Genomic DNA, 18,559 nt, shown 5'->3' with positions numbered 1-18,559 from the left:
AATGTGTAAATATACTAAACCTTGAGCGATACACGTATTTGATATCATTTGGCATCAAAAGTTGAAAGGCTAAATCTGTTTGTACAATGCCTTCAATTCTTCTTGGCTAAACATACGGTACTGACCTACAGGAACATCTAGTTTTATATGCATAATTCTAATGCGTTTTAGGGCAATTACTCGGTAATTTAAGGCTTCGCACATACGTCGTATCTGACGGTTGAGTCCTTGAGTTAAAACAATTTTAAATGTATTTTGATTTACTTTTGAAGTTTTACAGGGTCGAGTAGTGGTATCCAAAATGTCTACGCCGTTTTGCATTCGGTTTAAAAAAGTGTTGGTGACCGGTTTATTGACTTTAACCAGGTATTCTTTCTCGTGATGGTGTCTTGCTCTTAAAATTTTGTTGACAATTTTACCGTCGTTGGTCATAAATATTAAGCCTTCACTCATTTTATCCAAACGCCCGACAGGGTAGATGCGTGTAGGATAATTGATATAATCTACAATATTGTTTTTTTCTACACTCGAGTCGGTCGTACAAACGATGCCTTTGGGCTTGTTAAAAATCATATAGACTTTGTCATCTTCTTTGGGCTTGACTGGTTTTCCATCTACTTTGACTACGTCGTTTTCTAACACTTTGGTTCCTAATTCCGGTAATTTGTCATTAATCAAAATTCGGTTGTTTTGTAAAAGTTTATCGGCTTGTCGACGAGAACAAAAACCCACCTGACTCAAGTATTTATTGATGCGTATTGGAAATTCCATTTAGTGTTTTAAAAATTTAATGACCTCTTCCTCAATACAATTGGTGTTTAGAGAGTGGCCTGCTCCTTCTGTGAGGATAAGTTCAGATTCTTTTAAGGCCTTATCGATAGCGACAGCTTCTTTGTATGGCACAATTTTATCGTATTTATCATGAATGACAAGACTTGGAATATTGACATCTTGAGCAAATGAAGATATCGAAAACTCCTTAAACCGGTACCTGTATCTCGATTCAAAATAGTCTTCAGTAACCGACATAAAGTTGTCGCTAAGTCCTAAAATTTTTTGAAATCCTTTCATAACACGTACCATATTTGAGGGCGATCCCAGCAAAACCATTTTATTGATATTAGTCTTATTTTGCTTGTGCTGGTTATAGACACATGTCATTGCTCCGAGACTGTGGCCTATTAGTATAGACGGGTCAAACTTGTCTATCATGAGCTGTACAACTTCATCGTAAATGGGAACATTGAGAATATTGCCTTCAGAATAACCATGTGCCGGTGCATCGCATGCTACAATATCATAGTCTAAAGCCCTTAATTTCTTTACTAAACCTTTCCAGCGAAAGGTATGACTATCCCAACCGTGTAAAAGCAAAATTTTAGGTCCTTTACCCGGCCAGTGGTAAGTTTGAATGTTTATTTTTTTATAGGGTATGGTTCCTGCCTGATGTGCTTTGAGATAATCTTTTTGATGAGCTTTTACAAAACCACCTCGAGGTGTACAAAACAATAAAAAAGCTTTGTGAATGGCTTTTTTTGGTTTTATTTTATATAAAGCCATTAAGCGAAATCCCATTAATTTTGGGACAAAAGATTTGATGATGCTTTTAACCATCTTGTTTATTGTGTTTTAAATTGCCATTTTTCAACTTCTTTCAGTGCGTAGCTTTCGTCGAACCACCCTAGGATTTCTATTGATGCAGTTTTGTCGTAATATTGAAACCACTCTGCTAGCATTTCTTAAATTTTAGAATGGTTTTGAGATAAATCTTTAAAACTTTTGATATCTAGTGTTTGGTACTTGCTTTCGGTTGGAACACTCAATATCTTATTGTCCAAAGCACCATTGTCTTTCATCCTGAGCATTCCAATGGGTTTGACGGCAATAATTTGTCCGGTTTTTAAAGTTTTACCTAATATTAAAATGTCTAGAGGGTCGCCATCACCATTGCCTTGAGTCCTCATTGACGTTGAAGGAACGAAACCATAATTTACCGGATAGCTCAAAAACTGAATGACTCGTGGTCCACCATTTAGAGTATCTTGCTCAAAGCGATTATTTGTAGGGTTATATTCTATCTTATTGTTGGTTCCAACGGGAATTTCAACCACAGCTTGCAAGTTGTCATTAATGTCATAACTGTTTAATTGTGCATAATTTATACTTTTTGAACTGCAGGACGCTAAAAGTAAAATCCCAACAAGAGGCAGAAGTTTATTGTTTAGCATCTTTAACGGCTTCAAAATTTAACCAAAACCTATTGACTTTAGCATCGTCTGGAATCATGGTAGGTTTAATATCAGCATCCAAATCAAAACGCAAATCACCAGACAATACTTTTCTGTCGAAAGACACAAAAGCATTTAAATCTTCTAGAGTGATGATGATAGATCGCGGTGAACTTTGAATACGGCTGACATCATGATGTTTTTTGACCTCGGCAAAATTTGAACCTATGCTGATGCCATTTTTGGTCTTGTACTTATCGGTTAAAATACGGATGCTTTTAATTTTTGCAACAGAATCTAATGTGCCATGAGGTTTTATAGATAGTAATTGCTTTCCAGATGTGTCATACACTTTCACCTGACCTATCGCAGATTTGATCATGTTGCCGTAGGCATTTTTAGCATTGACTTTTACCACCGAATCTGATGCGAGAAGGGTTTCGATTTCAAAAACCTGAGTTGTATTATTTAAAGGTCCTAATTGGTTTTTGGCAATTAAATGCTCTGTGCTTTTTTGACAACTTGAGATGATGAGGATTAGAACTATAAAAGGAGCGTATTTCATTGTTTAATATTTTTATGCGAAAATATAGATTTATTTGAGTTTAAAATAATGTAAGTCTTTTAAAAATGGTATAAAACTAAACAACAAAATTTCATCGAGATTGAAGAAGTTTTAGGTTTACTAAAAGTCTATCTTAAAATTAAACAATTTGATCAATTGTTTTGTGCTTTAAGCTCTTCTTTGTGCTTATCAACCGGACTCCCAAATAAGATTTCCCAAGCTTTTTTAAAGGAATTGGCCTTTGTTAAATCTTTAAAAACATTGAGCCACTCGTGAAATACCAGATAAACCGGATTATAAGAATTGACAGGTTTGGTAATCCCGTAGATTGGTTTTTCTTCCTCGTCCAATTCCTGAAAGGTGCCAAAGAGTCTATCCCAGATAATCAAGGTAGAGCCGTAGTTTTTGTCGATGTATTTTTCGTTGGTGGAGTGGTGCACTTTATGATGAGATGGTGTAGTAAAAATGTATTCGATAGGTTTAGGCAATTTACCGATTAATTCGGTATGTAGCCAAAACTGATAGAGGACTTCTAGTTGATGAATAATTAAAAACACTAGTGGGTGAAACCCCATTAATATGACGGGTAGAAAAAAGACCAGTTTTAAATTTTGCGTCCATGACAATCTGAATGATACAGATAAATTGTAATGCTCAGAAGAGTGGTGGACGACGTGTGTTGACCACCAGAAGCGTTGTTCGTGTGCAATACGATGCGCCCAATACCGCATTAAATCCAGGGCAAAAAAGCACAAGATAAATGACCACCAAGTGACGGGAAGATGTATTGGCGAAAGGTTATAAAAAAATAAAAATACCATAAAAACACCCACTTTCATTAAGCTATTGAGCAAAATATTGACAAGACCGATAGAAAGCGATGCCAAAAAATCTTTACCAGAATACAAGTTGAGGTTGTTTTTTTTGCCGAGGAAATACTCTAAACCGACAAAAAAGAACATGAGCGGAGCGACAACCCAGATAATAGTGGTAAAGTCGTAGTTTTGGATTTCCTGCAAGGTTAGATGTTGATCGTTCATTATAAGATTTTAATGTGCTAAAATATAAATATCAATAGGGTTGTGCTAAGATTTAAGATTAAAAACTGAAGTTCTTATGAAATAATTAATTTTAATATAATCATCCTGGGAAGACTAATAACCAATTACAAATGCTTATAATTGCTTATAAACGTTTGGAAATATTAATTTTCTCTTTTTTATTTTGCAAGTAATTGTATTTGAGTATTTTATGCTTTTGTATATATAAATTATTGTTTTCAAAAAAATTGGTGTATTTTTAACAATGTATACTAGTTATGGGAAAGTTAAAGAACCTTTCAAATCATCGGCCTTTCATTTTTTAAGTAGCAGTCCAAGTTTTATTTCAAAACACGCTGTTGGTAATGGAAAATACAAGAGTATTTTATTCGTGTAAAACGTGGTTTATATAAGTTGAAATAATAATCAAAAACACTAAGATGATAATGAAATATATTTTGATATTAACCTTTGCCTTAGCTTCAAATAGCAAATTATTTGCTCAAAAGGTTTTCTCTGTTGACTACGAAAATCAAGCAGACGTGAAAGTTTTTGTTGTTAAATATGAAAATCAAGCAGATTTAAATGTTTTCAAGGTAAAATACGAAAACCAAACAGGAGACAATAACGGTAAATGGTTTTTTACAGATTATGTGAATCAAGCAAAAAAGAAAATTTACTTTGTGAAATATGAAAATCAAGCGGACTTGAAAATATATTTTGTCGAATATGAAAATCAAGCAGGTTGGAATAAAAAAGGAAAGAAACATCTAATGTATTAAAACCAGCCCATAACAATGTATATAAAAATAGGCTAAAAAGTAATGAAATCAGGTGTTTAGGCTCGTATCAAATTTTGTGCTTAACCGAATGACTAGTGCTTCTAAACCGCCTACTTTTCATATACTAACCGTTAGGCACAAGGCTGAAAAAAATATCTGCTAAAATTGAACATGTCGCTAAAATTTGTAAATTAGTGATATGAAAAAACAGCGAATATATTTGGACACTTCAGTTTTCGGAGGATATTTTGATGACGAATTTCAAGAATTCACAACACCATTGTTTGAGCGAATTAAGAAAGGTGAATTCAAAATCATATTTTCAACGATGCTTGAAACTGAATTGGAATTTGCGCCTGAAAAAGTTCGTGATTTGGTTCGTAAGATTGAAAATGAAGACACCGAATTTGTGGAAGAAACTGACGACGCTGTTGAACTGGCAACTGAATATATTAGTGAAAATGTTGTTGGAAAAACAAGTTACCCTGATTGTTTACATATCGCACTTGCGACAATCAATCAAGCTGACTTGCTGATTAGTTGGAATTTTAAGCACATCGTAAATATAGAACGTATACGTGGCTACAATTCTATAAATATTAAAAATGGATATAAACAATTGGAAATACGTTCACCAAGAGACTTAATGAATTATGGAAACTAAAACAAAAAAGAAATTTGACGCTGTAAAAATGGCTCGTGATATCAAAGACAAATTGGATGCTAAATTGTCCAAAATGTCTAAAGAAGAAGTTGTTGCGTTTTTCAAAGAACAACGAATGAAACCAAATCGCGTAAAGCCCAGTGCCTAACAATATGTATCTTCAATGGCGAGGTTTGGGAGCTGAAACTTAATACTAATAATGAATTTTTAATTTCAACAACAACATTACTTTTTTTCTTCTTGTGACGGACAAAAACAGAAAACGGTTGAATTAAAAGAACCTAAAGCTTATACGAGTGCTGATATTGTTACAAGCAATTTAATAGACAATAATGGAGACCTATGGTTAGGGACATCAACCGAAGCACTTTATAAATTTAATGGCGAAAAATTCTCTAATTTTAATGAAGATGATAGACTTTGTACTAACCAAATATCGGACATTATTGAAGATGATAAAGGTGGCAATACGTGGTTTGGCCGCAGAAAAGGCAATTTGTGGAAATATGATGGAAAGAAGTTGACTGACCTAACACAGTTGAAAAATGAAAAAAAACTAAGTCAGATTTATCACTCACTTTGCTGTTATTTGGATATGAATATTACAAATATTATATTGCATTTATGTTAGTCTTAAATTCTAAAAAAGAGGCCTTAGACATACTATTGAGTTTTTGGATAAAAGCATTGGTAGAAAATTAAAAAAAAACTGACTTAACAACACTTCCTGAAGTAAGACGTAACTAAATGGGCTTTTTTGAATAATCTGATAGTCATTCATGTGAATTCCCAACGTCAGAGTAAAACCAATTAAACCGTACTCAAAAAAATAATCTGCCTTAAAAAGCATTATATTAAAATTGTCAGCATCAATTCAAAATAATCACAAAATATGCATAACTAAAACATTAAAAGTCACCCCGTGTGCATTTTAAACTATGTTAATTTTAATGTTATTTATATTTCTATTAAAAATGAATTTGTTTATATATTGAATAATTGTTAGCGAAGTAATTTTAGATATTATTCTAGTTTTGAAACCTTTAAAAGATTTTGCATAGTTGCGTCTAATCATAAACTGATCACATAACTGTGAAAATAAAGTTTCAATTCTTTTTCTTTTTTTTCTGTATATATAAGGCTGTTCTTTATAGTTTTTCTGATTTTTTCTCATCGGTGTGTTTAATTTTATATTTTAGCTTTCAAAAAGATTTAACTGTATTTGTGTTGACAAATAACCTCTGACTGCGATAAGCGTACAATCTTTAATTTGGGTTCTAATATCTTTCAAATAATTGATATCATGTACTGATGCTGGGCTTAAATCTAAGCTCTGAAAAACGCCGTTTATAGAACAAACTGCGTGGAGTTTATAGCCATAGTAGGTTGAACCTTGAGATGCACAATATCTTTTATCAGGATACGCATATTGTACTTCTTTGCATATCTTAGAACGATAACTTCGAGATAGTTTACAGAATTCTAAAAGCATACTGTCTATCACAAAATAATCTTCAAATTCATTAAAACTTGATGCAAGTTTTAATCGAATCGTATCAATGTAATCAGACAGTTTGCGACGTCTTCGATTATAAAACTTCGTTCAATTTTAGATGAGATGCTTAAAGGAAGTTTTCTGAACAAATCATTTTCACTGTCAATTCCCATATATTCAGAAGTAAGCGACAAGCTGACTAATTCTAAGTCACTTAATTTTGGATTACGCCTTAGATAAGGTAATAAATGTTCTTTTGATATTTTTTGCAATACTTACAAAATTCTTTTGTAATTAGCGACTAAATTGTTCATGTTTAAGGTTTTATGATTAAAACAATATACTGATTATCAGTAACATGACCAACTTTCTTATTCTAAAACATAATGCACATCTTGTTAAGTTTTTTTTATATGTTTGTAATATGAAAAAAACTATAATTAAAATACTCCTATTTACTTTAATTTCATACTATGGGTATGCTCAAAACTCACCACAAATAGCGGAAATAGAAATTGTTGATTTTAATACTTCTGTTAATTACGGAGGCGGTTCCGGTATAACCATCCATTTTAATCCTAAAGGGGTTTATAAATTTAAAGATAGCAATGACGATAATAAGTTTTTCTTAGAATTATCAGATGCCAGTGGCTCCTTTTCAAATCCTACAATTTTAGAAGAAGTAGATGGCTTTTTTACTACGATGATGAATGGTGAGCTACCAGGTAATGTCAACGGAGATTATAAATTAAGAATTCGCGCTTCTAAGGGATTAACAGGTTTTACTAACGGTCAGCCGGATTATGGAGAAATATTGTCACCTGAAACATCAACCTTTACCATTAATTCAGGCGATAATTACAATCAACCACCCGTAACCGGGTATTCAAATATAAGTCCTAACTCAACCCGTTTTAACTGTACAGACCAGGGTCAATTTACTAATGAGACGATGTTTGGTTCTGTTACAGCTTCATCAGGAGAAACAGCAAATGATATATTAGACAATTTTTCAAACAAAATACAAATATCATCACCTGATTCAAACTTAACCTACTCTCTAAAACGGATCAATATCTTTGATAATACCATAACTGATTTAGGTACAATTACAAACTCACACACCATTGATGATAATCTACCCATAGGGACCTATAATTATGAACTCCAGGCTATAGATAGTAATGGCATAGCTTCAGTTTATTCGGTCATATTAGTATTACATAGAAATGCAACTACTATTTCAAACAGTACTAGTGATAGTGTATGCGTAGGTAGTGAAGTTTTGTTTAATGTTGATACTTCAACTGATGGGATTGGTGATAATTTTTATGGCTCTTATTATACTATAGATTTTGGAGATGGAAGTCCTTTAGAATATTACACACATGCGGAACTTATGTTGAGTGAAGATCAAAACCAAATATCACATCAATATAACGATGTGTCCTGTGGAGAATTAGGAAATGACGAATCTAATTTTGAAATTAAGAAGCGTTTATACAATAAATTTAACAATAATGTAGACCCAAGTTGTGATTATAAAGAAAACGGTGAAGGGGTATCTAAAGAAGTTAACACGAGCTTACCACCGGAAGCATCCTTCACAGCTGATGATATTTGTCAAGATCAACCATTAACGGTTACTAATACAACAAGTTTAGGTCAGTATGGTGCTGAAGGTTGTCTTGATGCTGCAAATTTTATATGGGAAATACAAAAGCCGGATGGTACGATTCTTTCTGCACAAATATCAAGTAATGGTTCAACTTCTGGTGGAGCTGTAGACTGGGTTTTAAACGTTGATACCGGCAAACCTGATTTGGAGATACCAGCTTCAGTTATAACAGCCGGCTGTTGGGGATTTAGGCTTACAGCTGTTAACGCTGATCTTTGTCAAACTAATTCTTTCTTCCCTTCAGAAAACTCATTTTATACAGTTAATGTGCAAGCTGACCCTCAAGCTGATTTTAGTATTACTGATCAAAATAATCAGGAAGTAACGCAAATATGCTCTGGGCAGTCATTACAGTTTACTGACACTTCAAACATATCAAGTTTAGACTGTCAACAGCCAACCTATACCTGGAATATTTCACCAGACACCGGATACACTTATGTAAGCCCAAATGACAGTAGTTCACAAAGTCCTGGAATTATTTTTAATGAGCCTGGAGTTTACACAATAACTCAAACAATATCTAATCTCTGCGGAGAAGACTCTAGGTCAAAAGACATAACAATACTTGGAGATCCTACGGTTGAATTTGATCTTTCCACATTTTCAGTTTGTGAAACAATAGATGAATTAAATACAGATGGATATACATTAGACTTTAACGATCTGGAAATTAAACCTGTTTACAGTGACTCACCTTTTGCCCCCTCTTCTTACAATTGGACAGTATCCGGTAATAGTTATACTTTTATAAATGGTACCAGCAGCACAGATCCATATCCTGTAATTCAATTTGATGATTTCGATAGTTATAATATATCTGTTCAGGTAGATGGACAATGTTTAGGATCTAACTCTTCTCAGTTAGTTTTTGATTATAAACAAACTCCGGAGATAACTAATACTAATCTCACACAAACGTTATGTTCGGGTGAAACCACTGTAGACATAAACTTAACTTCCAATATGGAGGGAAGTACCTTTTCTTGGACAGTGGCAGAAGTTACAGGCTTAAGTGGATATATTCAAGATGGTTCTGGATCTACCATATCTTCCGCTACAATAACTAATAGCACTAATCTGCCTCTTGAATTGGTTTATGAGGTAGATGCCACAAACGATGGATGTGATAGTGAGATAAAAGAATTTAAAATCACGGTTAATCCAACACCACAAGTAAATAATAAAACAGCTGAAATTTGTTCAGGCGAGATATTTAATATCTCGCCAGCCAACGGAGTAGATGGAGATATTTTACCAATAGGCACAACGTACATCTGGACAGTAGGATCTAACCCTAATGTAGGTGGAGAAAGTTCTGTATCTTCACCTCAAACAGAAATAAATCAACAACTTACCAATACTTCAAATGCCTTTGAATATATAATTTATGACGTGACACCTGTATCCAGTGAAGGTTGTGAGGGAGTCCCATTTACTATCATCGTAACAGTTAATCCAGAGCCCGTAGTATCTGATCAAACAGTAAGTGCATGTAGTGATTCTACATTAGATTTCAATTTTCAATCAAGCACAAGCATATCTGCGGGAACCTATAATGTAATAGACCTTCAACTGAACGATTTGAGCGTATCCGGTGGTAATGCTCAAGTAGAAGACGGGTTAGATGCAGCTGATCTTTCAGATGATTCTTTTACAAATACTACAAATGCACCGGTTGATGTACTCTATACTGTTGTACCTGTATCAGATGATGGTTGCGAGGGAGATTCTTTTACAGTTACAGCTACTATTAATCCGGAACCAGTTGTCAATGACCAAATAGCAACAATTTGTAGTAACGAACCGGTAGGTTTAACCCTCAGCAATGATACAGATAGTCCAAGTGTAGGTACATACAACTTAACGAACATATCTTCTGTAGGTCTTACCGGAGGCAGTAGTAATGTAACGGTACAAAATGGTTTATCTGCTGACGCTATCGTCAATGATATCTGGGAGAATGTTAGCGGAAACGATCTGAATGTCGTCTACACTTTCGTTCCCGTAGGCGATAACGGATGTGAAGGTGATGAATTTACCGTAACGATCACTGTTAATCCAGAACCGGTAGGAATTGATTATAACGAAACAGTTTCGTCTAATGTAGGTTTTAATTTTGACCCACAAGAAAACATTAATAATGGAGGTAATGGGCTAGTAAGTGATTTTACTTGGGAAATTACTAATACAACCGGAACAGTAAGCGGTGCAAACATTGGTGATACAGGGACAGATGAAGTTATGGGTACACTTGTCAATACCTCAGATGCAGTAGCTACCGTAGATTATGAAGTTACACCAACCTCTACAGTATCTAGTTGCGAAGGAGCTCCTTTTACCATTACAGTAACAGTTAATCCTGAGCCCGTCGTGGACGATCAAACAGTAAGTGTATGTAGCGACACCGCCTTAGGGGTTGACTTTGGGTCAGGTAATACGATACCGGTGACAAGCTACAATGTAACAGACCTTGAACTGAACGCTTTACCGATCTCTGGCGGAGGTCCACAAGAAGAAAACGGCTTAAACGCTGCTGACCTTGCTGATGACTCATTTACTAACATTACAAATGCACCGGTTGATGTTATCTATACTGTCATACCTGTAAGCTCAGAAGGCGTGGAAGGAGCTGCTTTTACAGTCACAGCAACTATAAACCCGGAACCAGTTGTCAATGACCAAACAGCAACAATTTGCAGTAACGAACCGGTAGGTTTAACCCTTGGAGATGATACGGATACTCCCAATGTGGCTACTTATAATTTGATTGATATCGTACCTGAGAGTGGCTTAACAGGTGACAGTAGTAATGTAACGGAACAAAATGGTCTAGCTTCTGACGCTATTGTTAATGATACTTGGGAGAATCTTAGCGGAAACGATCTGGATGTCGTCTACACTTTCGTTCCCTTAGGCAATAACGGGTGTGAAGGTGATGCATTTACCGTAACGATCACTATTAATCCAGAACCGGAAGGAATAGATTCATCGCCTGAGGTCTGCTCCGGTTCTTCTTTTAGTTTTGATCCACAAGAAAATATTAATAATGGTAATGGGGTAATAAGTAATTTTGCCTGGGTAGTTAGTGATATAACCGGAACAGTAAGCGGAGCAACAATTGGTGATACAGGGACAGATGAAGTTATAGGTACACTTGTCAATACCTCAGATGCAGTAGCTTCCGTAGATTATGAAGTTACACCTACTTCAATAGCATCAGGTTGTCAGGGAAATCCTTTTACTATTACTATATCAGTTAATCCAGAGCCCGTAGTATCTGATCAAACAGTAAGTGCATGTAGTGATTCTACATTAGATGTCGATTTTGAATCAAGCACAAGCATAGCTGCGGGAACCTATAATGTAGCAGACCTTCAACTGAACGATTTGAGCGTATCCGGTGGTAATGCTCAAGTAGAAGACGGGTTAGATGCAGCTGATCTTTCAGATGATTCTTTTACTAACACTACAAATGCACCTGTTAATGTTATCTATACTGTTGTACCTGTATCAGATGATGGTTGCGAGGGTGATCCTTTTACAGTCACAGCAACTATAAACCCGGAACCAGTTGTCAATGACCAAACAGCAACAATTTGCAGTAACGAACCGGTAGGTTTAACCCTTGGAGATGATACGGATACTCCCAGTGTGGCTACTTATAATTTGATTGATATCGTATCTGAGAGTGGCTTAACAGGTGACAGTAGTAATGTAACGGAACAAAATGGTCTAGCTTCTGACGCTATTGTTAATGATACTTGGGAGAATCTTAGCGGAAACGATCTGGATGTCGTCTACACTTTCGTTCCCTTAGGCAATAACGGGTGTGAAGGTGATGCATTTACCGTAACGATCACTATTAATCCAGAACCGGAAGGAATAGATTCATCGCCTGAGGTCTGCTCCGGTTCTTCTTTTAGTTTTGATCCACAAGAAAATATTAATAATGGTAATGGGGTAATAAGTAATTTTGCCTGGGTAGTTAGTGATATAACCGGAACAGTAAGCGGAGCAACAATTGGTGATACAGGGACAGATGAAGTTATAGGTACACTTGTCAATACCTCAGATGCAGTAGCTTCCGTAGATTATGAAGTTACACCAACTTCAACATCAGGTTGTCAGGGAAATCCTTTTACTATTACTATATCAGTTAATCCTGAGCCCGTCGTGGACGATCAAACAGTAAGTGTATGTAGTGATTCTCCATTGGGCGAAAATTTTAATTCTTCAGGCTCTAATACAGGTACTACATATAATGTAACTGATCTACAACTGAATAGTTTGATCGTATCTGGCGGAAATGCACAGGTAGAAAATGGATTAGATGCCGCTGACCTTGCTGACGACTCATTTACCAATACTACAAGCTTAACTGTTGATGTAATTTATACTGTCATACCTGTAAGCTCGGAAGGCGTGGAAGGAGCTGCTTTTACAGTCACAGCAACTATAAACCCGGAACCAGTTGTCAATGACCAAACAGCAACAATTTGCAGTAACGAACCGGTAGGTTTAACCCTTGGAGATGATACGGATAGTCCCAGTGTGGCAACTTATAATTTGATTGATATCGTACCTGAGAGTGGCTTAACTGCAGGAGGAAGTAATCAAGAGATTGAAGATGGCCTGTCAGCTGATGCCATAGGAGACGATTCCTGGGAGAACCTGACATCAGCAGCATTGGATGTTGTTTATACTTTTGTCCCCGTAGGCGATAACGGTTGTGAAGGTGACGCATTTACCGTAACGATTACTGTTAATTCAGAACCGGAAGGAATATCGTCAACACCTGAGGTGTGCTCTGGTTTTTCTTTTAACTTTGATCCACAAGAAAATATTAATAATGGAGGTAATGGGCTAGTAAGTGATTTTACTTGGGAAATTACTAATATAACCGGAACAGTAAGCGGAGCAACAATTGGTGATACAGGGACGGATGAAATTACAGGAACGCTTGTGAACTCAACGGATGCGGCAGCTACAGTAGATTATGAAGTTACACCAACTTCAACATTGTCCGGTTGTGAAGGATCGCCATTTAATATTACGGTAATAGTTAATCCGGAACCATTGGTAGCTGATCAAACAGTAAGTGTATGTAGTGATTCTACATTAGATGTTGATTTTGAATCAAGCACAAACATAGTTGCAGGAACCTATAATATAACAGACCTCCAATTAAACGGTTTGAGCGTATCCAGCGGTAATGCTCAAGTAGAAGATGGATTAGATGCAGCTGATCTTTCAGATGATTCTTTTACTAATACTACCAATGCACCAGTTGATGTTATCTATACCGTAATACCTGTATCTAATGAAGGTTGCGAGGGAGATTCTTTTACAGTTACAGCTACTATTAATCCGGAACCAGTTGTTAATGAACAAACAGCAACAATTTGTAGTAACGAACCGGTAGGTTTAACCCTCAGCAATGATACAGATGGTCCAAGTGTAGGTACTTACAACTTAACGAACATATCTTCTGTAGGTCTTACCGGAGGCAGTAGTAATGTAACGGTACAAAATGGTTTATCTGCTGACGCTATCGTCAATGATATCTGGGAGAATGTTAGCGGAAATGATTTGGATGTAGTCTATACTTTCGTTCCCGAAGGCGATAACGGATGTGAAGGTGATGCATTTATCGTAACGATTAATGTTAATTCAGAACCGGAAGGAATACCATCAACGCCTGAGGTCTGCTCCGGTTCTTCTTTTAGTTTTGATCCACAGGAAAATATTAATAATGGAGGGAACGGCCTCGTAAGTGATTTTACTTGGGAAGTTACCAATATTAATGGAACAGTAAATGGAGCAACAATTGGAGATACAGGGACAGATGAAATTGCAGGTACGCTTGTCAACACAACGGATGCAATAGCTACCGTAGATTATGAAGTTACAGCTACTTCAACAGCATCAGGTTGTCAAGGAGATCCTTTTACTGTTACTGTATCAGTAAATCCTGTTGCAAGTTTAGAACCAATACAAGATCAAACTATTTGTAGTCAGTCTTCGTTTGATGATATTTTTGTTAATTCATCAACCCAACCAACAAGCCAAATTCAGTATGAATGGGAAGTGATCAATGCGGGTTCAAATTTAAATGGTTATACGGCAAGCTCAGGTTTAGAAAACCTATCAGTCCCAATTTCAGGAGAAATTATAATAAACGCTTCTAATAATGCAGAGGATATAGAATATAAGGTTACCCCTTATTTTGGAGATTGTCCTGGTACATCTCAGACTTTTATGATTACTATTCTTCCAAATCCAGAGATTTCAGATGCTAATCAATCTATCTGTTCTGATGACACCTTTACTTATACTCCTATTAATGGTGGCGGTTTGAATGGAAATGATATTGTTCCTAATAACACAACTTATACATGGTCAGTAGAAAACAACCCAAACATTACAGGTGAGAGTGATCAAACAATTGCGCAAGACGAGATCAGTCAAAGTTTAATTAATACCACTAATACTTCTCAGGATGTTGTTTATACAATAACCCCGTTGTCGTCAGATGGATGTGAAGGCAATCCATTTGATCTCACTATAACAGTCGAACCTGAACCCGTTATCAATAACAAGGTAGTTGGTATATGCAGCGGGGAATCTTTTATGGTTAATCCATCTAATAATATACCACAAGAAATTGTTCCCGCTAATACACTTTATACCTGGAGTATACTCTCTGGACAATCTGATTTAGCCGATTTAACAGGTTATAGTAATCAAAACACAGGAGTTCCACAAATTAGCCAAAACATAACTAACCTTTCAAATGAGACTAAAACAATTACCTATGAAGTAATACCTAAATCAGGAGCTTGTATAGGAGAAGCTTTTGAAGTCGAGGTAAATATAAGTCCAAAACCAATTATTGAAAATTTAACGGCTAGCCCGATTTGTAGTGAAGATACATTTTTGGTTTCTCCTCAAAATGGAATTCCAAGCGGAAATACAATAGTACCAGACGGAACCACTTATACCTGGACGGTTGAAGATAACCCAAATATAACGGGTGAAAGTGATCAGGCGATCGAACAGAATGAGATCAGTCAAACCCTTGTTAATACCAGTTCTGAGACTCAAGCATTAACTTATACAGTAGTTCCAGATTCAGATGGATGTGAGGGTGATCCTTTTGAAATAATAGTTGAAGTTAAACCTCGTCCTTTTATTCCGTCTTCAGCAGACTTACAGAATACGCAGTGTAGTGGTGATACATTTGTTATCTCTCCACAAGATGGTGTACCTAATTCTACTACTATAGTTCCAGAAGATACAGAATACACCTGGGTAGTTTCTGCACCAAACGCAAATCTAACTGGCTGGTCAGATCAAACCACACCAGAAGAGTTTATTTCTCAAACCTTGATCAATACAACAAATCAGATTCAACAAATAACCTATACTGTAACACCAGAAGCTAATGGTTGTATTGGCCCTGACTTTGATGCTGTAATTACAGTTGAACCTAAACCGTTTGTGTCAGATATAATTGTAGATATATGTGATTCAAGTTCCTATGTGTTAAGTCCACAAAATGGAATTGAGCCTGACGATCAAACTATTGTCCCAGAAATTACCAAGTATTCCTGGAACTCTCCAAGTGTAACCGGTGGAGTAACCGGAGGATCTGTTGGTAATGACGAAGACTTTTTTGATTCTGGTGTGCTTAACAACCCAACAGATGATATTCAAACAGTCATTTATACTGTAACTCCAAAATATTTCACAACATCTAATCCATCAACACCTCAATGTGTTGGTGATGACTTTACTATAACAATTACGGTTGGTCCAATTCCTAATGTTAATGCTGAAATTTCAAATATATCCTGTAGTTATTCAGATCCACTATGTGGAGGAAGTATAGAAATAAGTCCTGAAGGATTAGAACCATTCACTTATAACTGGACATCAACAAATGGTAATATAAGTAATCCCTCAAATAAAGATCAGTTTAATCTATGCCCAGGCGAATACACGCTTGAAATCACTGATTCGTTTGGTTGTACATATACTTATAATTATTTAATAGAACCACCAACTCCAGTTTCATTTGATTTAGTATCCTTAGTCGACTTATCCTGCAACAATGTACCTCCAGATTGCGATGGATATATTGATGTAGATCTTACTGGTGGTACAGAACCTTATAATGTATTAGAATGGTACACAGAGAGTGTTGATGGCTCGGGTAATTTTGATATTTTAGTAGATACTGGTTCAGATACAATATCTAACGCCTGTGAAGGCAATTATGTTTTAAAGGTATTTGATTCAAACGGATGTGAGTTTATTTCTCCTGTGTACAATATCGAAGAAACAGGAAGTCCTATAACTATTAATGATACTATATCAGATTATAACGGATATGGTGTGAGCTGCTTTAATTCAAATGATGGTTTTATAGTAGTAGATGTTTCAGGAGGTTCAGGAAGCTTTACTTATTCATTTTCGCCAGGAAATGTTTTAGATAGCGATCCAAGCACTCCTAGTCTATTAGAGTTTGAGAATCTTTCGGCTGATGATTATACCTTAACCATAAATGATGATAATTGTCCAGCTGATATAACTCTGAATTATACATTAGAAGCTCCATCTCAGATAACCACTTTTCATGAACTTACATCAGATCCAGCAGCATGTTTTGGGGATACGGCAACTTATAATGTTTCTGCATCAGGTGGTGTTTCCCCATATATAGGAACCGGCAATTATACATTAAATGCCGGAGAAGAACATGAAATCGTTATTACTGATGCTAACGGTTGCTCTTCTATTGAACTTATCACAATTCAAGAACCAACAGAACTCACTGCAGATGCTAGCATAATTGAGCCTGTAGAATGTTTTGGTGAAACGGCAACAGTTGAAATAACAGCCAGTGGTGGCACACCTCCATATACAGGAACCGGTGAATTTAATGTTGGCGGTGGTGATTACGTATTTACAGTAACGGATGCAAATGATTGTACCTACTCAAACAGTATTCCCATACCTGAACCAAATGAGTTAGTTTACAATATTGAATCTGTCAATAACCCAACATGTTCACCTGATAGAAGTTATTCAAATGGTTCTATATGCATAAGTATAACCGGAGGCACTAATCCTTTTCCTATTGGTAACGATTGGACTGAGACAGAGGGTGGGATATGGTGCCTCGAAGGTCTGACACCCGGCACTTATTTTGTTGATGTTACTGATGATAACGGCTGTCTGAGTGATGAGGAGCCTACTGAAGTCACTTTAACAAGGCCAGAACCCCTAGATGCTTTTATTACTAATGATATTAATTCAGATTGCAGTTCAAATACAATTACTCAAATAAATTATGTATTTGTTTCCGGTGGTATACCACCTTATGAAATAACCTGGTCTGCCGGTGATCAATGCGATCCAGTTAATCAAGAATGTATGCAAACGACAGAATCAGGCGTTTATACAGCCTTTATACATGACCAAGAAAGTTTATCTAATAGCTGCCCTCCAATTGAAGTAGATGTGACAGTAGATCTTCCAGAGATTGGAAACGCATCGTTTAACTACTCTTCCCCTAATAGTAATTTATGTGATGTATTAAGTTTTGAAGAACCTGTGAGTTTTATAAGTGAATCAACAGGAGATATAGTCAATCTGTCATGGGACTTTGGCGATGGGTCTGCTGTTGTTAATGGCGACCCCAATCCATCTCATACCTATAATAGAGCTGGCACTTATCAAGTTGAATTAACTGTAGAGTATGCATTTGGATGTACTAAAACTCACTCAGAGATATTAGAAATAACCAAAGGATATGATATTGTATTACCGAATGCTTTCACTCCAAATGGTGACGGCATGAACGATACTATACGGCCTGTTACACTTTGTTTTGAAGATGTTAAAATGTCTGTTTACGATACTTTTGGGTCTCTAATATATATTGAAACTGGTAAAGATGATACATTAACAGGTTGGGATGGAACTATTGATGGAAGACCCGCAGAAAATGGCAACTATATCATTGTTGTAGAAGCAACCACATATGCTGGTGAAACGATAAAGCTTAACGGTCCTGTTACCTTGATCAAATAATTTTTT

9 protein-coding genes and 1 pseudogene are annotated in these 18,559 nt (G+C 36.0%); 4 read left to right on the top strand and 6 right to left on the bottom strand.

Translation table 11 applies throughout. From position 1 onward, the window contains the following. Nucleotides 1-69: 69 nt before the first annotated feature. From FCN74_RS07125 to FCN74_RS07100, 5 genes are all read right to left on the bottom strand, one after another. The gene (locus tag FCN74_RS07125; protein WP_138931892.1) at nt 70-771 is read right to left on the bottom strand and encodes a pseudouridine synthase; all 702 of its coding nucleotides are present in this window, start codon (nt 769-771) and stop codon (nt 70-72) included. Further along, nucleotides 772-1,614, bottom strand: a complete 843-nt coding sequence (locus tag FCN74_RS07120; protein WP_138931891.1) for an alpha/beta hydrolase — start codon at nt 1,612-1,614, stop codon at nt 772-774. Nucleotides 1,615-1,739: 125 nt separating this feature from the next. Then, the gene (locus tag FCN74_RS07110) at nt 1,740-2,228 is read right to left on the bottom strand and encodes an inorganic diphosphatase (protein ID WP_138931889.1); all 489 of its coding nucleotides are present in this window, start codon (nt 2,226-2,228) and stop codon (nt 1,740-1,742) included. Continuing rightward, nucleotides 2,215-2,793, bottom strand: coding sequence for a hypothetical protein (locus FCN74_RS07105; protein ID WP_138931888.1), 579 nt, complete (start codon nt 2,791-2,793; stop codon nt 2,215-2,217). The genes FCN74_RS07110 and FCN74_RS07105 overlap by 14 nt, the downstream gene beginning before the upstream one ends. 152 nt (nt 2,794-2,945) lie before the next feature. Then, on the bottom strand, nt 2,946-3,833 hold the full coding sequence (locus tag FCN74_RS07100; protein WP_138931887.1) for a sterol desaturase family protein: 888 nt from the start codon (nt 3,831-3,833) through the stop codon (nt 2,946-2,948). A gap of 446 nt (nt 3,834-4,279) precedes the next feature. Here FCN74_RS07100 and FCN74_RS07095 point away from each other — a divergent pair, with 446 nt between their 5' ends. From FCN74_RS07095 to FCN74_RS12065, 3 genes are all read left to right on the top strand, one after another. Next, nucleotides 4,280-4,615, top strand: a complete 336-nt coding sequence (locus FCN74_RS07095; RefSeq protein ID WP_138931886.1) for a DUF6150 family protein — start codon at nt 4,280-4,282, stop codon at nt 4,613-4,615. Between the two features lie 199 nt (nt 4,616-4,814). Beyond that, nucleotides 4,815-5,279, top strand: a complete 465-nt coding sequence (locus FCN74_RS07090; protein WP_138931885.1) for a PIN domain-containing protein — start codon at nt 4,815-4,817, stop codon at nt 5,277-5,279. Beyond that, nucleotides 5,269-5,427 (top strand): hypothetical protein, encoded by a 159-nt coding sequence (locus FCN74_RS12065; RefSeq protein WP_171047131.1) that lies wholly within the window; start codon nt 5,269-5,271, stop codon nt 5,425-5,427. The genes FCN74_RS07090 and FCN74_RS12065 overlap by 11 nt, the downstream gene beginning before the upstream one ends. A 783-nt stretch (nt 5,428-6,210) precedes the next feature. Here FCN74_RS12065 and FCN74_RS07085 read toward each other — a convergent pair. Continuing rightward, nucleotides 6,211-7,046, bottom strand: a pseudogene (locus FCN74_RS07085) (IS982 family transposase). A gap of 152 nt (nt 7,047-7,198) precedes the next feature. Between FCN74_RS07085 and FCN74_RS07080 the strand changes: the two are divergent. Next, the gene (locus tag FCN74_RS07080) at nt 7,199-18,553 is read left to right on the top strand and encodes a PKD-like domain-containing protein (protein ID WP_138931884.1); all 11,355 of its coding nucleotides are present in this window, start codon (nt 7,199-7,201) and stop codon (nt 18,551-18,553) included. Nucleotides 18,554-18,559: the final 6 nt, after the last annotated feature.

Origin of the sequence: Mesohalobacter halotolerans (assembly GCF_006120725.1) — a bacterium.
Taxonomy (GTDB): domain Bacteria; phylum Bacteroidota; class Bacteroidia; order Flavobacteriales; family Flavobacteriaceae; genus Psychroflexus; species Psychroflexus halotolerans.
This window is presented reverse-complemented; position numbering and strand designations above follow the sequence as displayed.